Origin of the sequence: Thioalkalivibrio sp. ALE23 (genome assembly GCF_000378545.1) — a bacterium.
Lineage (GTDB): Bacteria > Pseudomonadota > Gammaproteobacteria > Ectothiorhodospirales > Ectothiorhodospiraceae > Thioalkalivibrio.
In genome coordinates, this window is the sequence record NZ_KB900032.1 from 297,666 (window position 1) to 324,576 (window position 26,911).

The window sequence follows — 26,911 nt, forward strand, 5'->3', positions numbered from 1 at the left end:
GGTCAGCCCCGGTCGCGCAGGCGCAGGGCCTCGATGCCTTCCGAGCGCAGCCGCTCGAGGACTTCGCGGGTGCGGTCGGGATCGCTGTACGGCCCGAGATACACGCGGTACCAGGTGTCGCCGTCGATCTCGGCTTCGCGGACCTCGGGGGAAAGGCCCAGCAGGGTCAGCCGGGCGCGCATCTCGTCCGCCTGCTCCGCGCGCCGGAACGAGCCGGTCTGCAGCACCACCGGCCCGTCGGCATCCGGTGTATCCAGCGGTGCGGGCGGGGTGTCGGTATCGGCATCGTCGCGGGCGGGCGCGTCGGGCACCGTCACTTCGTCTTCGGGCAGGAGTTCGTAATAGCGAAAGCGCGGCTCCTCGCGCTCGGGCTCGCGTTCGGAAGCGGGGTCGGGCACGGGTTCCGGGCGCGGTTCGGCCGCCGGGCGATCGCGTTCGCTCAGCCAGTCGCTCAGGCTGTCGGGGCGATCCGCCCCCTGGAGGTACAGCACCGCGGCCACGCCCAGCCCGATCAGCAGGCCGGCGAGCAGCCAGACCCAGCCGGGCAGCGGACCGCGTTCTTTCTTTTGTGCCGGCTTGCGGCGTACCTTGCGGGCCTGGGCCATGGGGTTACATCTGCTCCGGGGCGTGCACGCCCAGCAGGCGCAGGCCGTTACCCAGCACCTGCTTGATGCCGGTCACCAGCGCCAGGCGGGCCCGGATCAGCTCGTCGTCTCCGGCGTTGAGGAACGGCACGGCGTTGTAATAGGTGTGGAAGCCACCGGCCAGTTCGCGCAGGTACTGGGCGATCTGGTGCGGCTCGCAGGCCTGCGCGGCGGCCGCGACCACCTCGGGGAAGCGGTCCAGGCGGTCCAGCAGCTCGTCCTCGTGCGGCTCGACGAGCCGTTCGGCGAGGCCGTCGGCCTGTGCTGCGGCGGGCTGGTGCCCGCGTTCGCCCGCGGTGCGCAGCACACTACTAATGCGCGCGTGGGCGTACTGGATGTAGTACATCGGGTTGTCGTTGGACTGCGACTTGGCAAGGTCGAGGTCGAAGTCCAGGTGCTGGTCGCAGCGGCGCTGCACGTAGAAGAAGCGAGCTGCATCCGATCCGACTTCGTCGCGGAGCTCGCGCAGGGTGACGAACTGCCCGGCGCGGGTGGACATCGGCAGGCGTTCGCCCCCGCGGTAGAGGATCGCGAACTGCACCAGCAGCACGTCCAGGCGGTCGGCCTCCAGGCCCAGGGCCTGCAGGGCGGCGCGCACGCGCGGGACGTAGCCGTGGTGGTCGGCGCCCCAGATGTTGATCACCCGGTCGAAGCCGCGCTGGAACTTCTCGCGGTGGTAGGCGATATCGGAGGCGAAGTAGGTGTAGTCGCCGTTCTCGCGGCGCACCACGCGGTCCTTGTCGTCACCAAAGTCGCTGGAGCGAAACCACAGTGCGCCGTCCTGTTCATACAGCGCGCCGCGTTCGCGCAGTTCCGCGACCGCGGCATCGATCGCGCCGGAGTCGGCCAGGCTGCGTTCGGAGAACCAGCACTGGTATTCCACCCCGAACTCGCGCAGGTCGTCGCGGATGTCCTCGAGGATGGCGTTCAGGCCGCCTTCGAAGAACTCGTCCCACAGCGCCTCGCCCAGAAGGTCCCGTGCGCGCGTCACCAGCGCGTCGATGTAGGTCTCCTTTTCGCCGCCGTCGGGTTCGTCGGGCGGCAGGTCACGGGTGACGTCCGCGGCCGGATGCACGCCGCGGTCGCCGATGTGCCGGGTCAGGGTATCGGCGACGGGGTAGATGTAGTCGCCCCGGTAGCCGTTGGCCGGGAACGGGAGTTCCACGCCGTGGCGCTCGAGATAGCGCATCCACACGCTGACCGCGAGGATGTTCATCTGCCGCCCGGCGTCGTTGACGTAGTACTCGCGGGTGACGTCGTAGCCGGAGAAGTCCAGCAGGTCGGCGACCGTCGCGCCGAACGCCGCCCCGCGGCCATGACCCACGTGCAGCGGCCCGGTGGGGTTGGCGGAGACGAATTCCACCTGCACCGGGCGTCCGCCGCCGGCGTTCGAGCGGCCGAAATCGCCGGCCCGTTCCGCGATGTGCCCCAGCACCTGCGTGCGCGCATCGGCGGCCAGGCGGAAGTTGATGAAGCCGGGACCGGCGATCTCGGTGCTGGCCAGGCCGGGGACCTCGGGCATTGCGGCGGTCAGGGCCTCGGCCAGGTCGCGCGGCTTGCTGCGCGCGGGTTTGGCCAGCTGCATGGCGAGGTTGCTGGCGAAGTCGCCGTGCTCGCGGTCGCGCGCGCGGCTGACCTCCACCGACACGCCATGATCGGCCGGCACGCGGCCGTCGGCGACGAGGGTTGCGAGGGCGGTTTCCAGGGCCTGGGTCAGGGTGTCTTTCAAGGGTCGCGGGTCCGTGCTGGCAAAACGCGTATTCTAACCCCTTGGGGCCCTCGATGCCGCCCTGTTCGCCTGCTTGCAGGCGAACAGGACCGCTTCAGGCGAGACTGACCGGATCCACGTCGAGCGCGATGCGCACCTCGCGCGGCAGGGTCAGCCCCTCCCAGGCCCGGCGCGCCTGATGCAGGGTCGCGTGCAGGGCACGGCGGTCGCCGGACTGCACCAGGATCTGCTCGCGGTAGCGCCGGTTCACGCGGTGGCGCGGGGCCGGGGCAGGACCCAGGACGCGCACGCCGGGCGCAGCCGCGTGGCGCAGGGGCGCGGCCACCTCGCCGGCGCGGGTCTCCGCGGTGTTCGCGTCCTCGGCCTCCACCCGCACCAGGGCCAGATGACCGAAGGGCGGGAAGCCGCTCTCCGCGCGTTCGTCCAGCAGGGGGCGCACCATGGCGGTGTAGTCCGCGGCGTCCAGACCGCGTATCAGAGGATGCTCCGGGTGCCCTGTCTGCAGGAGCATCCGTCCGCCGGCTTCGCCGCGTCCGGCGCGCCCGGCGGCCTGCACGATCAGCTGCAGGGTGTGTTCGGCGGCGCGCAGGTCCACCGAGTACAGTCCCTGGTCGACGTCCACCACGCCCACCAGTCCCACGCGCGGGAAGTCGTGGCCCTTGGCCAGCATCTGGGTGCCGACCACGATCGCCGCGTCCAGCGAACGGATGCGCTCCAGGGCTTCCTCCAGCGCGCCCTTGTGGCGGATGCTGTCGCGGTCCAGCCGGATCAGCGGGGTCTGCGGGAAGTGCCGCGCCAGGGCCTGTTCCAGGCGCTGGGTGCCCAGCCCCCGGCGGGCCAGTTCGGCCCCGCAGTCGGGGCAGCGGTCGGGGACCGGTTCGTGGTGCCCGCACAGGTGACAGACCGCCCGCGGGTTGCCGGCGTGCACGGTGAGGCGGGCATCGCAGTGGCGGCAGTCGGCCACCCAGCCGCAGTGATCGCAGGCGAGCGTGCGGGCATAGCCCCGCCGGTTGAGCAGGACGAAGCATTGCTGACCGCCGGCGAGGGTGGCCTGCATGGCGTCCAGCAGCGGCGAGGTCAGCCCCTCGTCGGGGGTGTGGACCCGGGTGTCCACGGCCTCGATCCGCGGCGGGGCCGTGCCGTCGGGGCGGGTGCGCAGCGGGCAGTGGGTGTAGCGGCCCTGGCGGGCGGCCTGCAGGGTCTCCAGGGTCGGCGTGGCCGAGCCCAGCACCACCGGGATGGCCTCCAGCTGGCCGCGCTTGATCGCGAGGTCGCGGGCGTTGTAGCGAAAGCCGTCCTGCTGTTTGAACGCGGCGTCGTGCTCCTCGTCGACCACGATCAGGCCGGGTTCGGGCAGCGGCGTGAACAGCGCCGAACGGGTGCCGACCACCACCCGCGCTTCGCCGCGGGCCGCGCTGGCCCAGGCCCGCAGCCGTTCGCCCTCGGCCAGGCCGGAGTGCAGCAGCGCGACCCGGCCGGGGAAACGCGCCTGGATACGGGCTGCCAGCTGCGGGGTCAGGGCGATTTCGGGGATCAGCACCAGGACCTGCTCGCCACGCGCGACGACCCGTTCCGCCATGCGCAGGTAGACCTCGGTCTTGCCGGAGCCGGTCACGCCCTCCAGCAGCAGGGGTCGGGCTTCGCCGGGGGTGAGCGCGTCCACCGCGGCCTGCTGTTCGGGGGTCAGCGGGCGCCCCGCCGCGCTATCGGCCTCCGGCGGGGCATCCGTCGTGTGTTCCGGGGCGCGGCACTCCAGCCAGCCGCGTTCGGCGAGGCGTTCCAGCTCGCGCGGGGCGGGTCGGCGGCCGAGGATGCCGGCCAGGGTCGGACGATCAAGGCGACCACCGGGGGCGCTGTCGGGGTCGGCCAGCGCCGCGAGGATGGCGCGCTGGCGTTCGCCGCGCACGGCGCCGTCGGCCAGGGCGCGGTGTCCCTGCTCGGTTACCGCCCACAGCGGATCGGGCGTGGCGGCTTGCGGGAGTGGCCGGCCGCGACGCAGGGCGGGTGGCAGGGCCCCCAGCACCACCTCGCCGATCGGATGGTGGTAGTACCGGCCACCGAAGCCGAGCAGTTCACGCAGCGAGTCGGGGAGGATCGGGGTGGCGTCCAGCACTTCGCTGACCGCACGCAGGCGCTCGGGTTCCATCTCGCTGGTGACCCCCGTTTCGATCACCACCCCGGTCAGGCGGGTGGGGCCGAACGGGACCCGCACGCGCATGCCGGGCCGCACGTCGCGATCCGGCGGCGTGCGATAGTCGAACAGGCGGTCCAGCGGGCGGTCGATGGCGACCCGGACGATGGACGGTGTGGATGAGGGGGTGTCGGGCATGGGGTCAGTGTACGCGACGTGGCCACGCCTCCCGAGTCCGTGGGTGGGGCGAGGTTTTCCACAGAACCTGTGGATAACTCTGTGGAAGAAGCGGTGGGAAACTTCCTAAACCCTTGTACTGTCGCGGACGATGACAAATTGGTTACGGAATGACCATCTTTCTAAGAAAAACTTAAAAAACAAAGACATATCGAGATTATGTAAGCTCGTTTGAGCGCACGTTGCTGCAAGTGCGCCATGGTCGCCGGGCGAGCGCGGGACCTGTAGGGGTTGTGTACAAGTTGCGGGCCGCGCACGGCGTGCCGGCACAAAAAACCCGGCCACAGGGGCCGGGTCTCCGGGTCCGTCCGGGGCGTCCCGGAGGGGCGGCGATGCCGCCCTCCGGCCGCGAGCTTCAGCCGAGCGCCTTGACGCTGGCCACCAGCTCCGCGGCGACCTTCTGGCCGTCGCCGTACAGCATGCGGTTGTTCTCGGCATAGAACAGGTGGTTCTCGATGCCGGAGAAACCGGAACCGCGGCCGCGCTTGACGCAGATAACGTTCTGCGCCTCGTCGGCGTTGAGGATGGGCATGCCGTAGATCGGCGAATCGGGGTTGGTCCGGGCGACCGGATTCACCACGTCGTTCGCCCCGATCACCATCGCGACATCGGCGGTCTTGAACTCGTCGTTGATCTCGTCGAGGTCATAGATGATGTCGTACGGCACGCCGGCCTCGGCCAGCAGCACGTTCATGTGCCCGGGCATGCGGCCGGCCACCGGGTGGATCGCGAACTTCACGTCCACGCCGCGCTTCTGCAGCAGCTCGGTCAGCTCCCAGATCTTGTGCTGGGCCTGGGCGACGGCCATGCCGTAGCCGGGCACGATGATTACCTTGCTGGAGTAGGCCATCATGATCCCGGCGTCGTTGGCCTGGATCTCCTTCATCGTGCCTTCGATCTCCTCTTCCGCGGCGGCGGAACCACCACCGAACTGACTGAAGAGGATATTCTTCAGCGGCCGGTTCATGGCTTGGGCCATCAGCTGCGTCAGCAGCGAGCCGGCGGCACCGACCACGATACCCGCGATCATCAGGGCCGGGTTGTCGAGCACGATGCCCTTGAAGCCGACGGCCAGGCCGGTCAGGGCGTTGTACAGCGAGATGACCACCGGCATGTCGGCGCCGCCGATCGGCAGGGTCATCAGCACACCGAAGGCCAGCGAAAGGATGAAGAACGCCAGCAGTGTGCCGCCGCCGATGGTGCCGTCGCCCAGCGCCATCATGAAGCCGAGGATCACCACCAGGGCGATGATCACCAGGTTCAGCAGCTGCTGCCCGGGGAAGTTAAGGGTCTTCTTCATCAGGCCCTGCAGCTTGGCGTAGGCCACCAGCGAGCCGGAGAACGCCACCGAGCCGATCACCGAGCCGATCACCGCGATGGCGAGGCCGGTGGTGGTGACCGTTTCGGGGGTGGCCTGCAGCAGGTAGATTGCGCCGATGCCGGCCGCGGCGCCGCCGCCCATGCCGTTGTACAGCGCGATCATCTGCGGCATGTCGGTCATCTGGACCTTCTTGCCGCTCCACCAGGCCAGCGCGCCGCCGATGGCGATACCCAGAACGATCAGGGTGTAGTTCACGCCGCCGGAGATCTCCGGGTGCACGAAGGTGATGAGAGTGGCCAGCAGCATGCCGACACCGGCCCAGATGATGCCGGGCCGGGCGGTGGTCGGCGACGACATCTGCTTCAGGCCGACGATGAACAGCACCGCCGCCACGAAGTAGGCGAGGTTGATGATCAGACTCATGCCTTGTCTCCCTTGTCGTCCTTGCTGGACTTGAACATCTCCAGCATGCGTTCGGTGACCACGTAGCCGCCGGCCGCGTTACCCGCGGCCAGGATCACGGCGATAAAGCCGATCGCCTGCTCCAGCGGCGTCTGGGCGTGGCCCAGCGCGACCATGGTCCCGACCAGGACGATCCCGTGGACGAAGTTGGAACCGGACATCAGCGGGGTATGCAGGATGACCGGCACCTTGGAGATCACCTCGAAGCCCGTGAAGGCCGCGAGCATGAAGATATACAGCGCTACGAAACCTGAGATCTCGATCATGAGGAAGCTCCCTGGATGGCATCACGGGTGGCGGCATGCACGATCTCGCCGTCACGCGTGAGCACGCTCTGGGCGATGACCTCGTCTTCCCAATCGGGCTGGAATTCGCCCTCGGGAAGCATCGGGGTCAGGAAATTCAGCAGGTTCTTGGCATACATCTCGGAGGCATGCAGCGGAACCTGCGACGGCACGTTCAGCGGGCCGTGGATGATTACGCCGTGCTGGGTGATGGTCTCGCCGGGCTGCGTCAGCACGCAGTTGCCACCGCCTTCCGAGGCCAGGTCCACGATCACCGCGCCGGATTTCATGCCCTTGACCATGTCTTCGGGCACCAGCTTCGGGGACTCGCGGCCCGGGATCGCCGCGGTGGTGATCAGCACGTCGGCCTGCGCGATGAATTCGCCCAGCGCATCCTGCTGCTGCTTCTTTTCCTCGGCGGTCAGTTCGCGGGCGTAGCCGCCCTCGCCCTCGGCGGATACGCCCAGGTCGAGGAACTTCGCGCCCAGTGATTCCACCTGCTCCTTGGTCGCCGAGCGCACGTCGTAGGCCTCGACGATCGCGCCCAGGCGCTTGGCCGTGGCGATGGCCTGCAGCCCGGCCACGCCGGCGCCGATCACGATCACCTTGGCCGGGCGGATGGTGCCGGCCGCGGTGGTCAGCATCGGGAAGAACCGGCAGGCCAGGTCGGCGCCCTGGATGGCGCCCTTGTAACCGACCACGGCCGCCTGTGAGGACAGCGCGTCCATGCTCTGCGCGCGCGAGATGCGCGGAATCAGCTCCATCGCGAAGCTCTGGATGCGCCGCTCCTGCATGGCCCGGACGACCTCGGGATGACGATGGGCGTGGAACAGGCCCACCAGCGTGGAGCCTTCCGGCAGCTGGTTGACCTCTTCGACCGTGGGCGGCGCCACGCGGACCATGATGTCCGACTGTGAATAGGCGGCCTCGGTGTCCAGCAGGGAGGCGCCCTCGTAGGCCGAATCGGGGAAACCGGCGGCTTCGCCGGCGCCCTTCTCGACCTGAACGGTCACGCCCAGCTGGCCGAATTTGCCGGTGACCAGCGGATCCAGTGCGACACGGCGTTCGCCGCTGGCACTCTCCTTGGGTACGGTTAGTCTGATTGCCATGCGCTTTCTCCCCGGGCCGTGCGTTCCCGCAATCCCGATGGCCCCAATGGCAAAGGGAGGCACGACCGCGCTCGCGGGTGGTGGAAAAACCGGATGCCGCAGGGCCGAAAGCGCCCCGCAGCGAAAAACGAGCCCGTGAGTGTAGCGGAATCGCCGTCGCGCATAAACCGGAGTCCGGGCCGGAGTATGGCGACGGGACGATTCATGTGGATGAAATTGTATTGCGCGCCGACGCCGTTTATTGTGCGTATACGTGCCGAGGAAGCACCGGTTTGTTCACGGGCGCGGGGGTCGCCGGAACCGTGAGCCGCGTGAGGAAATCCGTGTTTCCTTGAGGGTGGGCGAGGTCATGTTACCGACCGAGCATCAGGTCCTGCGCACGGATGCCTCCGGGATGCCGCTGGAATGGATCGGCCTGGAACAGGCCGTGCGGCTTTATTACTGCGAGCAGGTGGCCTACGCCTGCGGCCGACCGCTTTATCGCGTGCGCGGCGGCATCAACGCGCGTTCCGGCCGCCAGTCCTCGGTGGAGGTCAACTCCATCATCGCCACCCACGGTACCCGCGCCCGCCAGGGCGATAACTACGTCCCCCCGCTCAACAATCCCACCCTGTTCCGGCGCGACGCCCACCTGTGTCTCTACTGCGGCCGCCATTTCCCCGCCCGCGAGCTGTCGCGCGATCATGTGACCCCGGTCAGCCAGCAGGGGCAGGACATGTGGAAGAACGTGGTCACCGCCTGCAAGCGCTGCAACAACCACAAGGCCGACCGCACACCGGAACAGGCCGGCATGCAGCTGCTGGCGATCCCGTTCACGCCCACGCATGCCGAGTACATCTACCTGAAGGGACGCCGGGTGCTGGCGGACCAGATGGAATTCCTGCAGGCCCATTTCCCGCGGACCAGCCCGCTGCGGGGACGTCTCGAGGGCGACGCGCTATCCTGATGCGTTCCGGTCGAACCTTTGACGGTGGCCGGGACTCCCATGAATCGCCGGATCCAGCCATTAAGGAACGTCATGAAGTACTTCGGAGAGTCGGATTACCGCCACGGCCAGGCGCGCGACGCCGGCGTGCTGCTCACCAACCTGGGGACCCCCGATGAACCCACCGCGCCGGCACTGCGGCGCTACCTCAAGCAGTTCCTGTGGGATCCCCGCGTGGTCGAGGTGCCGCGGCCGATCTGGTGGCTGATCCTCAACGGGATCATCCTCAACGTGCGTCCGCGGCGCAGCGCGGCGAAATACGCCACCGTGTGGACCGACGAAGGTTCGCCGCTGCTGGCCATCGGCCGACGCCAGACGGCGGGGGTGCGCGCGCGCCTGGCGGAGCAGACCGGCGAGGACGTGCCGGTGGCGCTGGGCATGCGTTACGGCAACCCGTCGATCGAGGAAGGGCTGGACGAGCTGCGGCGCCAGGGCGTGCGGCGGGTCGTGGTGCTGCCGCTGTATCCGCAGTATTCCGGTTCAACCACGGGCTCGACCTTTGACGCCGTGGCGGAGGTGCTGAAGGGCTGGCGCTGGGTGCCGGATCTGCAGTTCGTCGCCAGCTACGACGCCGAGGAGGGCTACATCCGGGCGCTGGCGAACAGCGTGCGCGAACACTGGGAGGAGCACGGCCAGCCCGAACGGCTGGTGATGTCCTTCCATGGCGTGCCGAAGCGCTATCTGCTCAACGGCGACCCCTACCACTGCCTGTGCCATGCCACCGGGCACAAGCTGGCGCAGGCCCTGGGGCTCGAGGACGACCAGTGGCAGGTCACCTTCCAGTCGCGCTTCGGCCGCGAGGAGTGGCTGCAGCCCTACACCGACAAGACCATGGAGGCGCTCCCGGGCCAGGGCGTGCGTTCGGTGGACGTGATCTGCCCCGGCTTTTCCGCCGACTGCCTGGAGACCCTGGAGGAGATCGCCGACGAGAACCGCGAGATCTTCCTCGAGGCCGGCGGCGAGCGTTTCCATTACATCCCCGCGCTCAACGATCGCGACGACCATCTGCAGTTCCTGGCCGAACTCGCCGGGCGGCATCTGGCGCCGTGGCTCGGGGATCCGGACAATAGCCCCGAGCAGCGGGCGGCGGCCCGCGAACGCGCCCTGGCGCTGGGCGCGGAGAACTGAACGGACCGGTGCCGCCACCGGCATGACAGCAGGGGAGAGCAGGGCGGGATGGAGCCCCACGACGGACGCAACATCGAGATCGGCGCGGTCATCATCGGCGACGAGATCCTCAGCGGGAAGCGGCGCGACCGCCACCAGGCCAACCTCACCGCCGCGCTGGCGGAGAAGGGCCTGGAACTCGCCTGGCTGCGCATCGTCGGGGATGACCCCGCGCGCCTCACGCGGACCTTCCGCGAGACCGCGGACACCGGGGCCGATGTGTTCAGCTTCGGTGGCATCGGCGCGACCCCGGATGACCGCACCCGGGCCTGCCTGGCCGAGGCCCTCGGGCTGTCACTGCAGCCCCATCCCGAATTCATCGAGCTGCTGGAGCGGCGCTTCGGTGCCGAGGCCCGGCCGCATCGCGTGCGCATGGCCGACCTGCCGGAAGGGGCCGAACTGATCCCCAACCCGGTCAACGGCATCCCGGGCTTCTCCTGCGCCCGCCATCACTGCGTGCCCGGTTTCCCCGACATGGCCAAGCCGATGATCCGCTGGGTCCTGGACCAGCGCTTTCCGGGCCGCGATGCCTCCGCCGGCGCGGTGGAGGAGGGCCTGACGCTGGAAGGCGTGACCGAGAGCCGCCTGGTCCCGGTGCTGGAGGCCATGGAAGCGGCCTTCCCCGACCTGCGCATCTCCTGCCTGCCGCGCATGCGCGACGGGGCCCCGCAGGTGGAGCTGGGGCTGCGGGGGCCCGCGCCGCGCGTGACCGAGGCCCGCGCTGCCCTGCGGCGCCATCTGGTGGACGGCGGCTTCCTCGAGCACTGAGAACGCCCGTGCGGACCGGTCCGCCGCCGGGAGGGTGCGACGGTCGCGCCAAAATGCGCTAACTTGGACCCCGAAATCGGGGGACCTGCCGATGAAGAACCTTTATCACGTCTGGCTGTCGGGGATCCGCAGCCGTCTCATTCTGCTCACCCTGCTCTCCATGATTCCGGTCGCCCTGGTGATCATCCACTCCGCCGTGGAGGCGCGGGAGATCAATTCCCGTCAGGCGGCCGAGAACCTCGCCACCCTGGCCGCGGTGATCCGGGAGCGGGTGGAAGCGGGACACGAGGACCCGCTGGGGGCCGTGGAGCACCTGACCGCGATGGACCGCGCCGCCGTGCGCACGCCCGTCGCCACGCTCTGGGACCCGGAAGGCCGGGTGCTCGCGCGTGCCCCCGACACCGCCGGGCCGGCCGGAGGCGACTCGGCCGAGGCGGACCTGCTGCGTGAAGTGCGGACGCAGGGCGGTCATGCCGGGACCCTGGAGAGCGCGGGTCTGGATGGCGTGACTCGCGGCTACGCCTACACCGTCTTCGGCAGCGATGATGGGCGCCGGATCGTGACCGTCGGCCTGTCCACCGACGTGCTGTTTTCCGAAGTGGATGCGTTGTTCCAGCGCACACTGCTGCTTCTGGGCGCCGTGTTTCTGTTCGCGCTGGGCATCGCCTGGCTGCTCGGCGAGGTGGCCGTGCGACGTCCGGTGGGGCGGCTGGCCAGCGCCGCGCGGCAGATCTCGGACGGGCGGCTGAACGTGCGGGTGGGGGATATCCACGGGGCCAGCGAGCTGACCACGCTGGCGGGGGCCTTCGACCGCATGGTGGAGAACCTGGAGCAATACGAGCAGGAACAGGAGGCCACCCAGCAGAAGCTCAGCCGGGCCCGGGACGAGCTGGAGGAGAAGGTGCGCGAGCGCACCGACCAGCTGGCCCGCGCCAGTGACGCGGCGACCGAGCGCGCCGCGAGCCTCGAGCGCCAGCGCAAGGAAATGACCATCCTCAACGAGCTGACCGATCTGCTGCAGTCCTGCCGCACCCTCGATGAAACCCGTGCGATCATCCAGCGTTCCCTGGGCGAACTGTTCGCCGGGCTGTCCGGTACGGTCTATCTGTTCAGCGAAGACGGGCGCTCGCTGGAGCGCATCACCGGCTGGGGCGAGTATCACGAGGAACACCCCGACACCTTTGCGCCGGACGACTGCTGGGCCCTGCGGCTCGGCCGGACCTGGGTCTATGATCCGGAGGCCCGCAACCCCGCCTGCCGACATGACGGCAATTCGGAGATCGACTCCATCTGCGCCCCCATGCATGCCGAAGGCAAGACGCTGGGGGTCCTGCACGTGGCGGGCGGGGCGCACGGGGCTTCCCCGGGCGAAAGCGCGGGTGAAAGCGAACGCCTGGTGGACGCCACCGCGGCGCGTCTGGGGCTGGCGCTGTCCAACATCCGCCTGCGCGAGGCCCTGCGCAACCTGACCATCCGTGATCCGCTGACCGGCCTGTACAACCGGCGTTTCGTCGACGAGACGCTCGAGCCCGAGGTGGAACGCTGCCGGCGGGCCGAACGGCCGCTGTCGGTGCTGATGCTGGACGTCGACCACTTCAAGCAGTTCAACGACACCTACGGCCACGATGCCGGTGACGTGGTGCTGGTGGCGGTCGCCCATCTGCTGCAGAAGCTGTTCACCGGGGCCGAGCTGCCCTGCCGGCTGGGCGGGGAGGAGTTCCTGGTCATTCTGCCGGAGGCGGACGGCGACCGGGCCCGCGACCGCGCCGAGGAACTGCGCGAGGCCATCGCCGAACTCGCCCTGTTCCACCAGGGGCGCAGCCTGGGCACCGTCACCACCTCCGTCGGAGTGGCTACCTGGCCGGAGCCCGTGAGCGAACCCGATGCCCTGATCGACGCCGCGGACGCCGCCCTGTACGAGGCGAAGGACGCCGGGCGCAACCGTGTCATGCTCGTGGGTGATGCGACCGCGGGCGCCGGCGCGGGCGGGTGATTCGCGGCCGGAGGGCGGATGCTTTGCGGGAGGGCGGGAACGGGTTATATTCGAAGTGATGCCCGCCGCGCTCCGGTTGGCGGGCCCGCAAGACAATCCGCCCGTTCATGAAAGCACGTCCCGCCGATATCGGCACCCCTATCGGCACCCCGGACATCGCGATACCCCCTGCCGCCCCGGTCCCGGCGGTGCACCGATTATCCGGCACGGTCGCCGGGCCCCGTCCCGTGCCGCCGGACGGCATCCGGGAGGAATCCCTCGCCGCAGCATCGCTGGCGGATGACGGCTGGCTCGACACGCTTGCACGTGACGGGCGGGCGGTGTTTCCCGGGTTTCTCGAGGGCCGCCTGACCGATGCCCTGCGCCAGGAGGTGTACGCCCTGCGCAATGCCGCACGCCTGCGCTCCGCACGGGTGGGGCGGGGTCGCGAGCGCCGCCACGATGCCGCCGAACGCGGTGACCGCATCCACTGGCTGGAAGGCGCGACGCCGGCCCAGCGGGAACTGCTGGAGCGTCTGGATCAGCTGCGTCGGGTCGCCGCTCGCGGGCTGATCCCGGGGCTGTTCGAGACCGAGGCACACTTCGCGCTGTATCCGCCCGGCACGGGTTACGCTCGCCACGTGGACGCCTTTCGCGAGGGTAACCGCCGGCGGCTGTCGCTGGTGCTCTATCTCAACCGCCACTGGCGCGCCCGTGACGGTGGTGAGCTGGCGTTCTACACGCCGCAGGGCGAGGGCGACGAAGCGCGCGAACTGGAACGCGTGCGCCCCGAGGCCGGCACCCTCGCGATCTTCCTCAGCCAGAGCATGCCCCACGCCGTGCTCCCCACCCGCCGCTGGCGTGCCAGCATCGCCTGCTGGATGGGTCTGCGCGACATCGCGAACCCGCTGGACAGCCTGGATCGCAGGCTGCCGTAAGCCCCCTCGCTGGACACCCCGGCGGGCTTTTGCGACGGTAGCCGGCACGACGACGGACAGCGGCAGGAGCGGGCGTGGAGGCAAGCGAGGAACTGCAGCCAGGGATGGTGGTGCTGCACGGCAACCGCCTGGAGTCGCTGCGCTCGCTGGTGGTCGAGTGGGTGCGGCGGGCGCCGCCGGCGCCGCTGGAGAACGAGACCGTGCTGGTGCAGAGCAACGGCATGGCGCAATGGCTGCGGCACGCGCTGGCGGCCGATCCGGACGCGGACCCGCCCGGCTGCGGGATCGCCGCGGCGCTGGACATGCAGCTCCCCTCGCGCTTCATCTGGTCCGCCTATCGCGCGGTGCTGGGTTCCGAGGCGGTGCCGCTGGAATCCCCGTTCGCCAAGCGTCCGCTGCTGTGGCGGCTGATGCGCCTGCTGCCGGCGCTGCTGCAGCGCCCGGCCTTTGCCCCGCTGGCCGAATTCCTGCGTGACGACGGCCCGGAAGCGGGCGGCGACCTGCGCAAGCGTTACCAGCTGGCCGAGCGTCTGGCCGATCTGTTCGACCAGTATCAGGTATACCGGGCCGACTGGCTGGCGGACTGGGCCGACGGCCGTGACGTGCTGCGCGGGGCGCGCGGCGAGGAGCCCGAACTGGCCCCGGAACAGCGCTGGCAGGCCGAGCTGTGGCGGGCCCTGCTGGACGACGTGGGCGACGAACAGGCGTGGGTCAGCCGCTCCGCGGTGCACGAGCGCTACATGCGGGCGGTGGCGGATCTCGAGCAGCGACCCGCCGGGGTGCCAAGGCGGCTGATCGTGTTCGGCATTTCCTCCATGCCGGGGCAGATCCTGGAGGCGCTGGAGGGGCTGGCGGGTGTGTGTCAGATCCTGGTCTGCGTGCACAACCCCTGCGAGCACTACTGGGCCGACATCGTGGCCGACCGCGATCTGCTGCGCGCCCGCCGCCGGCGTCAGGCGCGGCGCCCGGACATGCCCGAGGTGCTGGACGAGACCACGCTGCACAGCCACGCCCATCCGCTGCTGGCCGCCTGGGGGCGCCAGGGGCGCGACTACATCGCCCTGCTCGACGAGCACGATGATCCGGCGCGCCGCCGCCACGTGCTGGAGGGGCTGGACTGGGAGCGTATCGACTTCTTCGAGCCGCACGGCGAGGCCTGTCTGCTGCACCAGCTGCAGGAGGACATCCGCGCGCTGCGCCCGCTCGGCGAGACCCGCGAGGCCTGGCCGCCGGTGGATCCGGCCGATGCCTCGGTACGCTTCCATGTCGCGCACAGCCCGCTGCGCGAGGTGGAGATCCTGCATGACCGCCTGCTGGCACTGTTCGATGCCGATCCCGAGCTGCGCCCGCGCGACGTGATCGTGATGGTGCCGGACATCAACGTGTATGCCCCGTACATCGACGCGGTGTTCGGCCAGCGCGGGCCCGACGAGCCCGGGCACATCCCCTACACCCTGGCCGATCAGGGGCCGCGCGGGCGCGACCCGGTGCTGATCGCGCTGGAACGCCTGCTGGCCCTGCCGGAAAGCCGCATGGGCGTGAGCGAGGTGCTCGATCTGCTGGACGTGCCCGCGGTGCGGCGGCGCTTCGGTCTGGGCGAGGACGATCTGGCGGCCCTGCACCGCTGGGCCGAGGCCTCCGGCGTGCGCTGGGGGCTGGATGCCCGCCAGCGCGCCGGCCTGGGCCTGCCCGGGGGGCTGGAGCAGAACACCTGGCGCTTCGGCCTGCGGCGCATGCTGCTGGGCTACGCGGTGGGCGACGGCGAGGCCTGGCAGGCCATCGAACCGTTTGCCGAGAGCGGCGGACTGGCGGCCACGCTGCTGGGGCCGCTGGACCACCTGATCGAGGCGCTCTCGCAGGCCTGGGAGGCCCTGCGCCGCGCGCAGAGCCCGGAGGACTGGGCCGCCTGCCTGCACGGCCTGTTGCAGGATTTCTTTCTGGGCGAGGACGAGGACGAGCTGCTGAGCCTGCGGCGTCTGGAGGATGCCCTGGAGCAGTGGCGCGAGGACTGTGACGCCGCCGGCCTGACCGAGGCCCTGCCGCTGACCGTGGTGCGCGAGCAGTGGCTGGCGAGCCAGGAGGAGGCCGGGGTGGGGCAGCGCTTCCTCGCCGGGGCGGTGAACTTCGGCACCCTGATGCCGATGCGCGCGATCCCGTTCCGGGCGGTCTGCCTGCTGGGGATGAACGATGGCGACTACCCCCGGCGCCCGACGCCGGTCGACTTCGACCTGATGACCCGCGACTACCGCCCCGGCGACCGTTCGCGGCGCGAGGACGACCGCTACCTGTTCCTCGAGGCCCTGCTGTCCGCCCGCGACCATCTGCATGTCAGCTGGGTGGGGCGCAGCGTACGCGACAACGAACCGCGTCAGCCGTCGGTGCTGGTGGCCCAGCTGCGCGACCATCTGGCGGCCGGCTGGCAGCCCGCGGGCGAGGCGCCCCTGCTGGAGCAGCTGACCATCGAACACCCGCTGCAGCCCTTCGCGCCGGTCAACTTCCCCGCGGAGGATCCGGATCCGGCGTCCGCGCCGGCGCGGCATTTCACCTATGCCGCCGAATGGGAGGCGGTGCACGCCGCCCCGGCGGCGGGCGCTGCGCCAACGGACGCGCCGACGGAGGACGAAACCCTGCCACCCCCGGCACCGGAGGCGGAGGACGCCGTGCTCGGGCCGGAGACCCTGGTGCGGCTGTTGAAGGACCCGGTCGAGGTGTTCTTCGCCCAGCGTCTGGGCGTGCATTTCGATGAGGACCCGGGCGCGACCGAGGACCTGGAGCCGTTCGGCGTGGCGGGGCTGGAGGGCTGGCAGCTGCGCCAGCGGCTGGTGGCCACGGCCCTGGAGGACGGCGAGATCGAGGCGGACGAGGACGCGCAGGCCTGGCTGCAGCGGCGTCGCCCGACCCTGGAGGCGGAATCCCGTCGCCTGCTGCGCGCCGGGCACCTGCCGCTGGGTGCGGCCGGCGAACTGCAGCGCACGGAACTGATCGGGGACGCCGAGCGACTGCTTGAGCGCATCGCCGAACCTTTGCAGGCCTTCCCGCGGCGGGCCTCGGCGCTGCCGGCGGTGCGCGTGGCGGCGGCCGGCTGGCAGCTGGAGGCCCTGCCGGCCGCGCTGCGGATCCCGCCGGAGGACGCCCCGCAGGGGGCGGCCCTGCAGCTGGAATCCACGGTCAGCCGGCTGAAGGACAAGAAGGCCTGGCGCATCGACAAGCTGACGGGCGCCTGGGTGCGTCACCTGGTCGCCTGCGCCGCGCGCGCCGATGTCGAGACCCGTCTGGTGGGCCTGGATACCGAGTGCCGTTTCGTGGCCCTCGACCGGGCCACCGCCCGCGCGCATCTGGAGACCCTGCTGGAGGGCTGGGCCGCCGCGCTGGAACGCCCGCTGCCGCTGGCGGCCGCGGTGGCCGGGGCCTGGCTGCGGGCCGAGGATGAAGACCGGGATGCGCACGCGGCCGCGCTGCGCGTGCTGGAAGGGGACGGCTACCACGAGGCCGGCGAACTGGCCCGGCGCCCGGCGCTGGCGCGCGCCTGGCCGGATCCGCAGGCCTTGCTGGCGGATCCGGCGATGGCGCACTGGAGCACGCGCCTGTATCGCCCGCTGTTCGACAGCCTGAGCACCGGGGAGGAGACGGCATGACCCACGCGCCCGGGACGGACACCCGTGATGACGTGCGCGAGCTGGATCCGCTGGCGTTGCCCCTGCACGGCTCGCGGCTGATCGAGGCCAGCGCCGGTACCGGCAAGACCTACACCATCGCCGCGCTGTACCTGCGTCTGGTGCTGGGACACGGCCCGCTGCCCGAGGGCTGCGGGGCGCTGACGCCGCCGCAGATCCTGGTGATGACCTTCACCGAGGCGGCGACCCAGGAACTGCGCGAGCGCATCCGCGACGGCCTGGCCACCGCCGCGCGGGTGTTCCGCGCCGAAGCCCCGGAGCAGGTCGCCGGCGCCGAACCCGTCCACCTCGATCTGCGCGCGCATTGGCCGGACCCGGCCGAACGCGCGGGCGCGGCGCGGCGCCTGGAGGTGGCCGCCGAGTGGATGGACGAATCCGCGGTATCCACGATCCACTCCTGGTGCCAGCGGGTGCTGCGCGAACACGCTTTCGCCTCCGGCAGCCCGTTCCGTCAGGAGCTGGCGGCCGACCAGCGCGAACTGCTGGCCGAGGCGGCGCGGGACTTCTGGCGCAGTTTCATGTATCCGCAGAGCGTCGATGCCCTGCTTTTGCTGCGCGGGGCCTGGGGTGCCCACCCCGAGGCCCTGCTGGGCAAGGTGCGCGCGCTGCTGGGGCGGGTGGAACCGCTGCCGCCGGCCACCGAGGCGCTGACCACCCCGGACGGGCTGAATGCCTGGCTGGGCGATCGCCTGCAGCGGCTGGCCGCGATGAAGCAGCGCTGGAACGAGGACCGCGAGGCCGTGGAGGCGCAGTTCCGCCAGCTGCATCGTGACGTGCTCAACGGGACCAGATACAAGAACCCCGACCAGCTGCTGGAGGCGATGCGCGAATGGGCGGACACCCCGGGGCTGCTGCAGCCGCGTATCGGCGGCAGCACTCCGCTGCTGGAGCGCATGAGCGCGGCCGGCATGGCGCAGGAGGGGTTTCGCAAGAAGGGCCAGTCCCTGCCCGCCGACCTGCATCTGGCGTTCATCGCGCTGAACGACCACACCGAGGTCTGTGCCGACGAGAGCGAGCGCCTGCTCAAGGCCGCGGCGGCCGCGATCGACCGGCGTTTTCGCCGTGCCCAGCAGCAGCGCGCGCAGATCGGCTTCAGCGACCTGCTCACCCGCCTGCGCGACGCCCTGTACGGTCCCGACGGCGAGGCCCTGGCGCGTACCCTGCGCGAGCGCTTCCCGGTGGCCCTGATCGACGAGTTCCAGGACACCGATCCGGACCAGTACCGGATCTTCGACAAGGTGTACCGCATCGAGGAGAATCCGGACGCCACCGGGCTGCTGCTGATCGGGGACCCCAAGCAGGCGATCTACCGCTTCCGCGGGGCCGACATCCACAGCTACCTGCGTGCCCGCCACGCCACCGCCGGGCGGCATTACACCCTGCCGAAGAATTTCCGCTCGGTGGAATCCCTGGTCGCCGGCGTGAACCACCTGTTCGCCCGTGCCGAGGCCTGGCCCGACGGCGCGTTCGGCTTCGGGGGCGGGGAACTCCCGTTCCATCCGGTCACCGCCCGCGGCCGCTCCGAGACCCTGACGGAACACGGCACCGCGCTGCCCGCGCTGACCCTGTGGCAGGCCGGCGGCGACGAGCCGGTGGGCATCCGCGACTGGCGGGCGAGTGCCGCGGCGGCCTGCGCCAGCCGCATGGTGGAGCTGCTTAACGGCGGCGAGGACGGCCATACCGGCTTCGTCGAGGACGGGGACGCGGGCGAGGCCCGCTTCCGCCGCCTGCGCCCGCGCGACATGGCCGTGCTGGTGCGCGATCGCAAGGAGGCCGCCGAGATCGAACGCGCGCTGCGCGAGCGGGGCGTGCGTAGCGTGTACCTCTCGGGCGGGGATTCGGTCTACACCACCGCCGAGGCCGGGGATCTGCTGCGCTGGCTGCGGGCCTGTGCCGAGCCCACCAGCGAGCGGCTGCTGCGTGCGGCCCTGGCGACGCCGACCCTGGGACTGCCGCTGGCGGAACTGCACCGGCTGACGGTGGACGAGCTGCGCTGGGAGGCGCGGGTGGAGCAGTTCCGCGCCTATCGTCGGCTGTGGCAGGCGCGCGGGGTGCTGCCGATGCTGCGCGCCCTGCTGCACGATTTCGACGTGCCGCGCGCCCTGCTCGCGGACGAGGGCGGCGAGCGCGCGCTGACCAACCTGCTGCATCTGAGCGAGTTGCTGCAGGAGGCGGATGCCGAGCTGGACGGCGAGCAGGCGCTGATCCGCCACCTGGCCGAGCATCGCGACGCGGATTTCGCGCCCGGCGACGAGCAGATCCTGCGCCTGGAGAGCGACGAGGACCTGGTCAAGGTGGTCACCCTGCACAAGTCCAAGGGCCTGGAGTACCCGCTGGTGTTCCTGCCATTCGTCTGCGGTTTCCGTGAGGTGACCAGCAAGGACGTACCGTTCCTGGACCGCTCGCCGGGCGCGGCCCCGCAGTGGCGGTTTCACATGGACGACGCGGCGAAGGAACGCCAGCAGCGCGAGCAGCGCGCCGAAGATCTGCGTCTGCTGTACGTGGGCATGACCCGCGCCCGCCACGCCTGCTGGATGGCGATCGCGCCCGTGCGCCACGGCAACCGCAAGGATAGCGATCTGCACCGCACGGCCGTCGGCTACCTGCTGTTCGGTCCGGAGGGGGTGGAGCCGCCGGCACTGGCCACGCGCATGGAGGAACTGCGCGACGACGAAGGCCATGTGCGGGTGGAGCCGTTGCCGCCGCCGGCGGCCGAACGCTGCCGCGCGGGCGAGGCCGCGCCCGCCACCGGCCCCGCGCGGGTCCCGCGGCGCCGGGTGCGCGAGCCCTGGTGGGTGGCCAGCTACAGCGCCATCGCACGGCGCGAGGAGCCGGGGGCGGACGACAGTGCCGCGTCCGCCGATGCCGGCCCCGATGCCCCGGATACCGCCGAGGAGGACATCCTGCGCGAGGATGCCGGTGGGCGTCATATCGACGCGGACAGCGATGGTGAGTCCGGGGCGGTGACCACGGCCCCGGCCGGCGGGCACCACGATTTCCCGCACGGCCCGGAGCCCGGCACCTTCCTGCACGGCCTGCTGGAGTGGGCCGGCGAACAGGGCTTCGCGCGGGTGGCCGGCGATCCCGCGCGTCTGCACGCCGAGGTCGCGCGACGCTGTGGTGCCCGCGGCTGGGACGACTGGGTGCCGGTGCTGCAGACCTGGATGCACCAGCTGCTGGCGGCCGAGTTCCCGCTGGACGGCGCTGCGGGATTCTCGCTGGCGGGGCTGGACAGCTATCAGGCCGAGCTCGAGTTCCTGTTCGAGACCCGCTGGCTGCACAGCGACACCCTGGATGCGGCGGTGCGCCGTGATGTCCTGCCCGGGGAGGCGCGCCCGCCGGCCGGGCGCAAGTGGATCAACGGGATGCTCAAGGGCTTCGTCGATCTGGTGTTCCGGCACGGAGAGCGTTATTACGTGGCCGATTACAAGTCCAACCGCCTGGGTGCCGGGCCGGAGGCCTACACCACGGCGCAGCTGAACGCGGCGGTGCTGGATCACCGCTACGACCTGCAGCTGGTGCTCTACACCCTGGCGCTGCATCGCCTGCTGAAGGCCCGCCTGCCCGGCTACGACTACGACACCCATATGGGCGGCGGGGTCTATCTGTTCCTGCGCGGGGTGGATGCGCCGGGGCGGGGCGTGTTCCATCAGCGCCCGCCGCGCGAGCTGATCGAGTGGCTGGACCGCGCCTTCGCCGAAGGTCCGGATCGCCCGGCGGTGCGCTCCACGGAGGCCGGGGCATGAGCGCGCCCGCCGCGGCGCGGCCGGATGCCGCCGGTGTGCTCGCGCGTCTGGCCGAATGGGAACAGGCCGGCTGGCTGCGCGGCGTGGACCGCGCGCTGGTGCGCCTGCTGCACGAGGAACTCCCGGAGCTGGATCCGCTGGCCCTGCTGCTGGCGGCGCTGGCCAGTCATCAGGCCGGGCGCGGGCATGTGTGTCTCGATCTGGACGCGCTGCTGGAGGCCCCCGACCGCACCCTGGCGCTGCCGCCCGAGGGCGAGGCGGCCACCGCGGTGCTGCCCTCCGAGGCCCTGCGCGGAACCACCCGGGCGGAACTGGAACACGCGCTGGCGGACGCGCGGCTGTGCGCCGACGACGCGCCGGGCGCCAGCCCGCTGGTGCGTGCCCGGGGGCAGCTCTATCTGCGCCGCTACTGGGAGGCCGAGCGCCGGGTGGGCAAGGCGGTGCGCGCCCGGCTGGAAGATGCCCCCGCCTGGCGCGAGGCCCTGGATCCCGCCCGCACCCGGCAATGGCTGGACCGGCTGTTCCCCGCCGCGGCACCGGGGGACGGCCCGGACTGGCAGCGCATCGCCTGTGCCCTGGCCGCCGGCAGCGGCTTCGGCGTGATCACCGGCGGTCCCGGCACCGGCAAGACCACCACCGTGCTGCGCCTGCTGGCGCTGCTGCAGGGCCTGCAGGGCGACGGCGAGGCTTTGCGCATCCGTCTGGCCGCGCCTACCGGCAAGGCCGCCGCGCGGCTCAATGCGTCGGTGGGCGGGGCGCTGGACCGCCTGAACCTCGAGGCCCTGCCCGACGGCGAGCGCCTGCGCAGCCGCATCCCCGCCGGGGTGGTGACCCTGCACCGCCTGCTGGGCGCGCGTCCGGGGGCGCGCGGTTTTCGCCACGACGCGGCGAATCCGCTGCCGGTGGACGTGCTGGTGGTGGACGAGGCGTCGATGATCGATCTGGAACTGATGGCCGCGCTGGTGGAGGCGGTGCCGCGCCACGCGCGCCTGATCCTGCTGGGCGATCGCGACCAGCTGGCGTCGGTGGAGGCCGGCGCGGTGATGGGCGAACTCTGTGCCCGCGCATCCGACGGCCATTACACCCCGGAGACCGTGGCCTGGCTGAAGGCACATGCCGGCGCGGAGATCCCCGCCGCGCTGCAGGACGGCGCCGGCCGGGCGCTGGACCAGCACGTGGTGATGCTGCGCCACAGCCATCGCTTCGATGCCGACAGCGGCATCGGCCAGCTGGCCACCGCGGTCAACGAGGGCCGGGCCGGGGAGGTGCGCCTGCCCACGCCCGATGGCACGGTGGATCGGCTGACCCTGGAGGCCGGCGACGGGCGTGGCTGGCTGGCGCGGGTGCTGGACGGCGACCCGCAGCGCGAGGCCGCCGGGTATCGCCATTACCTCGAGGCCCTCGCGCGGCTGCGGCCGTCCGGCGGGGCCGCGCGCGGTGCATGGGAGGACTGGGCACGCGAGGTGCTGCAGGCGCACGGACGTTTCCAGCTGCTGTGCGCGGTGCGTCGGGGCCCCCGGGGGCTGGAGCAGCTGAACCGCCGCATCGCGGCGGCCCTGCGGGAGCGGGGGCTGCTGGCGGGCGAGGGCACATGGGTCGAGGGGCGGCCGGTGATCGTCACCCGCAACGACTACGCCCTGGGCCTGATCAACGGCGACATCGGCATCGCGCTGGCCGTGCCGCGCTGGCTGGCCGCGGGCGCGGACGGGCCGCAGGACGACGAAGCCTCCTCCGGGCCGGAGTCGCGGGTGCTGCGGGTCGCCTTCCTCGCCACCGACGGTCGGGTGCGCTGGATCCCGCCCAACCGCCTGGAGGGCGTGGAGTCCGCCTTCGCCCTGACCGTGCACAAGGCGCAGGGCTCCGAGTTCGACCACGTGGCCCTGATCCTGCCGGACACCGACAGCCCGATCCTGACCCGCGAGCTGGTCTACACCGCCATCACCCGTGCCAGCCGCCGCTTCACCCTGCTGGAACCCCGCCCCGGCCGCCTCGAAACCGCCGCCGGCCGCCGCATCCGCCGCGGCGGCGGCCTGCACCGCTGGCTCGAGAGCAGTCCGTGACGGTGAATGCCGTGATGGGCGAGACGAGATAGAGTGTGACCCGACGCGAAAGGAGGTCGTAATGGCGGATCTGGATGTGCGCTGGAAACAGCGCCTGGCGAATTTCCGGCGGGCCCTGGCGCAGCTGGAGAGTGCCGTGCGTCTGGCGCAGCAGCGCGAGCTGTCGGATCTGGAACGCCAGGGGTTGATCCAGGCCTTCGAGTTCAATCATGAGCTGGCCTGGAACGTGATGAAGGATTATTTCGCCTGGCAGGGCAACACCGCGATCACGGGCTCGCGCGACGCGATCCGGGAGGCGTTTGCGAAGGGGCTCGTCGAAGATGGCGAAGGCTGGATGGAGATGATCCGCAGCCGGAATCTGACGGCCCATGCCTATAACGAGAAGGTGGCCCGCGAGATCGCCGAGCAGGTGGTGTGGCGCTATCACGCGCTGTTCGATGCGTTCGCGAGGCGCATGGGCGAGCTGGAAGGGCGGGCATGACGGCAGCGGCCAGTGCCATGAAGTCCGGGTTGCCGGCCGATGTCGTCACTCGCCTGTGCGCGGTGTTCGCCGGCTGGCCGGAGATTACCGGCGTGTGGTTGTACGGCTCGCGCGCGAAGGGGACCTGGCGCAAGGCCTCGGATATCGATCTGTGTTTGCAGGCGGATAGTCTCGGTGTGCGCGACCTCCTCCGGATCGAGGGCGAGATCGATGATCTGTTGTTGCCGTGGAAGGTGGATCTGTCGCTCTGGCATCAGATCGAGGAAGAAGACCTGCGCGGCCACATCCGCCGGGTGGCGGTGGAGCTGTGTCCTTCGGACATCCCCGCCGGGTGAAGCTGTCCGCACATCGCCCGGGCATCGGGGTGGATAACCCCTCGGCGGGCGCGGCCGCCGTGGAAATCTCCCGGGGTGTCTCGTACCCTCCGGGCTCGTTCGCCCATCCCGATCCGGAGACACCGTGGCCGATATCCTGAATCCCTACGCCGACGATCAGCCCGAGTCGAAATACATCGTCCTGCGCGCCCGCAGTGGCCAGGAGGTCTCCGCCAACTTCACCCTGCAGGACCGGCGGGGGCGCCAGAGCGCGGCGGAGTACCTGTTCCACCTCTACTCCACCATCAAGGAGAAGGTGGGCGAGCCGACCCTGGACACCGCCGCGCCATCGCCGGACGACCAGGACGCCATGCAGCGGCTGATCCTCTACACGGCCGGGGCCCACGACACCATGTTCGGCACCTTCAATGCCTCCACCGAGATGCCGGAGGAAGAGCGCAACGAGTTCGTGGAGATCTTCCTGCTGGCCTGTGCCACGGTCATCGAAGGCAAGCGGATCACCATCGACCTCCAGCGGGGCGTGATCAGCGCGCAGGGGGACTGAACGCAGCGGCCGGGACGGTTCCGGGCCGCTTGCACAAGGACGAACCTGCTACTGTTGCATTCCAGGAGCTCCGGCAGCCACCGGCGGCGGCCATGTTGCGGCGCCGGACACGGGCGCCCATGATGGAACACGGGGGGCGCCCCCCGCAGTGGATGCATGGTGGCAGGTCAGCATGGGCAAGGGCCGACAATCGCAAGGCAGTGTCCGGTTCCCGGGAGACACGTCGCCCGACGTGCCGCTGCAGCCCTCGTCGGCTTCGATCTGGGCCGAGCGTTACCAGCTGCACAATGCGGATGACGAGCCGGTGGACGCCTCGGTGGAGGCGATGTTCGACCGCGTGGCCCGTGCCCTGGCCGGGGTGGAGGCGCCGGAGAAACGCGCCGAGGTCGAGCGCGAGTTCCGCTGGGCGCTGGCGCATGGTGCCGTGCCGGCCGGGCGCATCCTCGCCAATGCCGGCGCTGAAGATCGCCAGTCGCGCACCACGCTGATCAACTGCACCGTCTCGCGCACGATCCACGACTCCCTGCAGGCCATCCTCGATGCCAATACCGCCGCCGGCCTGACACTGAAGGCAGGAGCGGGCATCGGTTATGACTTCAGTACCCTGCGGCCGAAGGGGGCGCCGGTGGCCGGGCTGGGGGCTCCGACCAACGGGCCGGTGGCGTTCATGCAGATCTTCGACCAGACCTGCAAGACCATCGGGGCGGCCGGCGGGCGCCGCGGGGCGCAGATGGCGACGCTGGACATCGGACACCCGGACATCGAGCGCTTCATCCTGGCCAAGCGCCGCAAGGGGCGGTTGACCCAGTTCAATCTCTCGGTGCTGGTGCGCGACGCCTTCCTCGAGGCGGTCGAGTGCGACGACGAATGGATCCTGGCCTTCCCGCTGCTGCCCGTGGAGCAGGGCCGGGTGGCCGCATCCGACATCGTCTATCGCGACTGGCCGGTGATCGAGGATGATTACCGTATCGACGAACGGGGTCGGGTCGCCTGCCGCATCTACCGCCGCGTGCGCGCCCGCGAGCTGTGGCAGACCCTGATGCGCAGCACCTACGACGTCGGCGAGCCCGGCGTCATCCTGATCGACCAGGTGAACCGCCAGAACAACGCCTGGTTTGACGAGGTGATCCGCGCGACCAACCCCTGCGGCGAGGAGCCGCTGCCGCCGGACGGGGCCTGTCTGCTGGGGTCGGTGAACCTGACGCGGTTCGTCTCCGCGCCGTTTACCGACTCCGCCGCGTTCGACTGGGAACACTTCGAGCGCGTGGTGGGCGTGTTCACGCGCATGCTCGACAACGTCGCGGATATCTCCGGGCTGCCGCTCGAGGCGCAGCGCGCGGAGATGCTGCGCAAGCGACGCCACGGCATGGGCATCCTCGGGCTCGGTTCGGCCCTGGCGATGCTGGGCGAGACCTACGGCTCCGAGTCGGCCGCCGCCTTCACCGCAGAGGTCTGTCGACGGCTCGCGCTGGAGAGCTGGCGGGCCGGGCTGGCGCTGGCGCGGGAGAAGGGTCCGGCGCCGGTCATGGACGAGGATTTCACGCTGACCGCGGACATGCTCCGGCGTCAGCCGGCGCTGGCCGAGGCCGGCTACCGCGTCGGGGACGTGCTGAAGGGGCGCGAACTGCACGCCCGTTTCAGCGAATACATGCAGCGCATCGCCGGGGAGGACCCGGAGCTGGTCGACGCGCTGGCGAAGGAGGGCGCGCGCTTTACCCACGCCACCTCGATCGCACCCACCGGGACCATCAGTTTCTCGGTGGCCAACAACGCCAGCAACGGGATCGAGCCGACCTTCCTCCATCACACCACGCGCAACATCCGCCGCCCCGGACGGCGTACCCGCGAGGCCGTCGACTGCTACTCGTACGAGCTGCTTGCCTATCGCGCCCTGGTTGATGCCGAGGCGGGGCCGGGGGATCTCCCCGCCAGCGCCATCACCGCCGACCGGATCGGTGTGGACGCCAACATCCGTATGCAGGCGGCCGCGCAGCCGTGGGTGGATTCGGCCATCTCCAGGACGCTCAATGTCCCGAGCGATATCCCGTTCGAGGCGTTCCAGGAAGTCTACCTGCAGGCCTGGCGTGCGGGGCTCAAGGGGTGCACCACCTACCGGCCCAATCCGCAGGCGCAGATGGGCGTGCTGATGGACCCCGAGCGCCTGCGCAGCACCTGGTATACCTTTACGCTCGCAGACGGGCAGGAGGTGACCCTGCGGGGCGACGAAGAGGTGGAATACCAAGGCCAGGTCCACACCGCCGCCAACCTTTATGCCGCGCTGGACGAGGGCTACTACGACGACCTGTAACGGCGTTGCGGAGAAA

Annotated in this window: 18 protein-coding genes; 12 read left to right on the forward strand and 6 right to left on the reverse strand. The window is 70.7% G+C overall.

Going from position 1 to position 26,911, the window contains the following annotated elements; genetic code table 11:
- Positions 1 to 2 precede the first annotated feature (2 nt).
- The 6 genes from F573_RS0105145 to F573_RS0105170 form a co-directional block, all read right to left on the reverse strand.
- On the reverse strand, positions 3 to 605 hold the full coding sequence (locus tag F573_RS0105145; protein WP_019021705.1) for an SPOR domain-containing protein: 603 nt from the start codon (positions 603 to 605) through the stop codon (positions 3 to 5).
- Positions 606 to 609: 4 nt separating this feature from the next.
- Positions 610 to 2,373: an arginine--tRNA ligase gene (gene argS / locus F573_RS0105150; RefSeq protein WP_019021706.1), complete on the reverse strand. Its 1,764-nt coding sequence runs from the start codon at positions 2,371 to 2,373 to the stop codon at positions 610 to 612.
- A 94-nt stretch (positions 2,374 to 2,467) separates the two neighbouring features.
- A complete protein-coding gene (locus F573_RS0105155) occupies positions 2,468 to 4,702 on the reverse strand; it encodes a primosomal protein N' (RefSeq protein WP_019021707.1) in 2,235 nt (744 codons plus the stop codon).
- A gap of 394 nt (positions 4,703 to 5,096) precedes the next feature.
- Positions 5,097 to 6,485 (reverse strand): NAD(P)(+) transhydrogenase (Re/Si-specific) subunit beta, encoded by a 1,389-nt coding sequence (locus tag F573_RS0105160; protein ID WP_018869260.1) that lies wholly within the window; start codon positions 6,483 to 6,485, stop codon positions 5,097 to 5,099.
- A complete protein-coding gene (locus F573_RS0105165) occupies positions 6,482 to 6,790 on the reverse strand; it encodes an NAD(P) transhydrogenase subunit alpha (protein WP_018869261.1) in 309 nt (102 codons plus the stop codon). Before F573_RS0105165 ends, F573_RS0105160 begins: the two co-directional genes overlap by 4 nt.
- Entirely contained in the window at positions 6,787 to 7,917 is a 1,131-nt protein-coding gene (locus F573_RS0105170) for an NAD(P) transhydrogenase subunit alpha (protein WP_019021708.1), read from the reverse strand. Before F573_RS0105170 ends, F573_RS0105165 begins: the two co-directional genes overlap by 4 nt.
- Positions 7,918 to 8,266: 349 nt before the next feature.
- Here F573_RS0105170 and F573_RS0105175 point away from each other — a divergent pair, with 349 nt between their 5' ends.
- The 12 genes from F573_RS0105175 to F573_RS0105230 all read left to right on the forward strand — a co-directional run bounded on the left by F573_RS0105175 (position 8,267) and on the right by F573_RS0105230 (position 26,895).
- The gene (locus tag F573_RS0105175; RefSeq protein WP_019021709.1) at positions 8,267 to 8,863 is read left to right on the forward strand and encodes an HNH endonuclease; all 597 of its coding nucleotides are present in this window, start codon (positions 8,267 to 8,269) and stop codon (positions 8,861 to 8,863) included.
- A gap of 72 nt (positions 8,864 to 8,935) precedes the next feature.
- Positions 8,936 to 10,030, forward strand: a complete 1,095-nt coding sequence (gene hemH / locus F573_RS0105180) for a ferrochelatase (RefSeq protein ID WP_019021710.1) — start codon at positions 8,936 to 8,938, stop codon at positions 10,028 to 10,030.
- A 48-nt stretch (positions 10,031 to 10,078) separates the two neighbouring features.
- Complete coding sequence (locus tag F573_RS0105185; protein ID WP_019021711.1) at positions 10,079 to 10,837, forward strand: molybdopterin-binding protein; 759 nt, start codon at positions 10,079 to 10,081, stop codon at positions 10,835 to 10,837.
- Positions 10,838 to 10,928: 91 nt separating this feature from the next.
- Positions 10,929 to 12,830, forward strand: coding sequence for a diguanylate cyclase (locus F573_RS0105190; RefSeq protein WP_019021712.1), 1,902 nt, complete (start codon positions 10,929 to 10,931; stop codon positions 12,828 to 12,830).
- A 227-nt stretch (positions 12,831 to 13,057) separates the two neighbouring features.
- Positions 13,058 to 13,747 carry a 2OG-Fe(II) oxygenase gene (locus tag F573_RS0105195; RefSeq protein ID WP_018869286.1) on the forward strand — a complete coding sequence of 230 codons (690 nt, stop codon included), beginning with the start codon at positions 13,058 to 13,060 and terminating at the stop codon, positions 13,745 to 13,747.
- A gap of 74 nt (positions 13,748 to 13,821) precedes the next feature.
- The gene (recC, locus tag F573_RS0105200; RefSeq protein WP_019021713.1) at positions 13,822 to 17,382 is read left to right on the forward strand and encodes an exodeoxyribonuclease V subunit gamma; all 3,561 of its coding nucleotides are present in this window, start codon (positions 13,822 to 13,824) and stop codon (positions 17,380 to 17,382) included.
- The gene (gene recB / locus F573_RS0105205) at positions 17,379 to 21,167 is read left to right on the forward strand and encodes an exodeoxyribonuclease V subunit beta (RefSeq protein WP_019021714.1); all 3,789 of its coding nucleotides are present in this window, start codon (positions 17,379 to 17,381) and stop codon (positions 21,165 to 21,167) included. The genes recC and recB overlap by 4 nt, the downstream gene beginning before the upstream one ends.
- The gene (gene recD, locus F573_RS0105210) at positions 21,164 to 23,227 is read left to right on the forward strand and encodes an exodeoxyribonuclease V subunit alpha (protein WP_019021715.1); all 2,064 of its coding nucleotides are present in this window, start codon (positions 21,164 to 21,166) and stop codon (positions 23,225 to 23,227) included. Before recB ends, recD begins: the two co-directional genes overlap by 4 nt.
- Before the next feature lie 61 nt (positions 23,228 to 23,288).
- On the forward strand, positions 23,289 to 23,708 hold the full coding sequence (locus F573_RS0105215; RefSeq protein WP_019021716.1) for a nucleotidyltransferase substrate binding protein: 420 nt from the start codon (positions 23,289 to 23,291) through the stop codon (positions 23,706 to 23,708).
- Complete coding sequence (locus tag F573_RS0105220; RefSeq protein WP_019021717.1) at positions 23,705 to 24,043, forward strand: nucleotidyltransferase family protein; 339 nt, start codon at positions 23,705 to 23,707, stop codon at positions 24,041 to 24,043. Before F573_RS0105215 ends, F573_RS0105220 begins: the two co-directional genes overlap by 4 nt.
- Positions 24,044 to 24,167: 124 nt before the next feature.
- The gene (locus tag F573_RS0105225; RefSeq protein WP_019021718.1) at positions 24,168 to 24,587 is read left to right on the forward strand and encodes a hypothetical protein; all 420 of its coding nucleotides are present in this window, start codon (positions 24,168 to 24,170) and stop codon (positions 24,585 to 24,587) included.
- Positions 24,588 to 24,759: 172 nt separating this feature from the next.
- Positions 24,760 to 26,895, forward strand: coding sequence for an adenosylcobalamin-dependent ribonucleoside-diphosphate reductase (locus F573_RS0105230; RefSeq protein ID WP_051075369.1), 2,136 nt, complete (start codon positions 24,760 to 24,762; stop codon positions 26,893 to 26,895).
- Positions 26,896 to 26,911 lie beyond the last annotated feature (16 nt).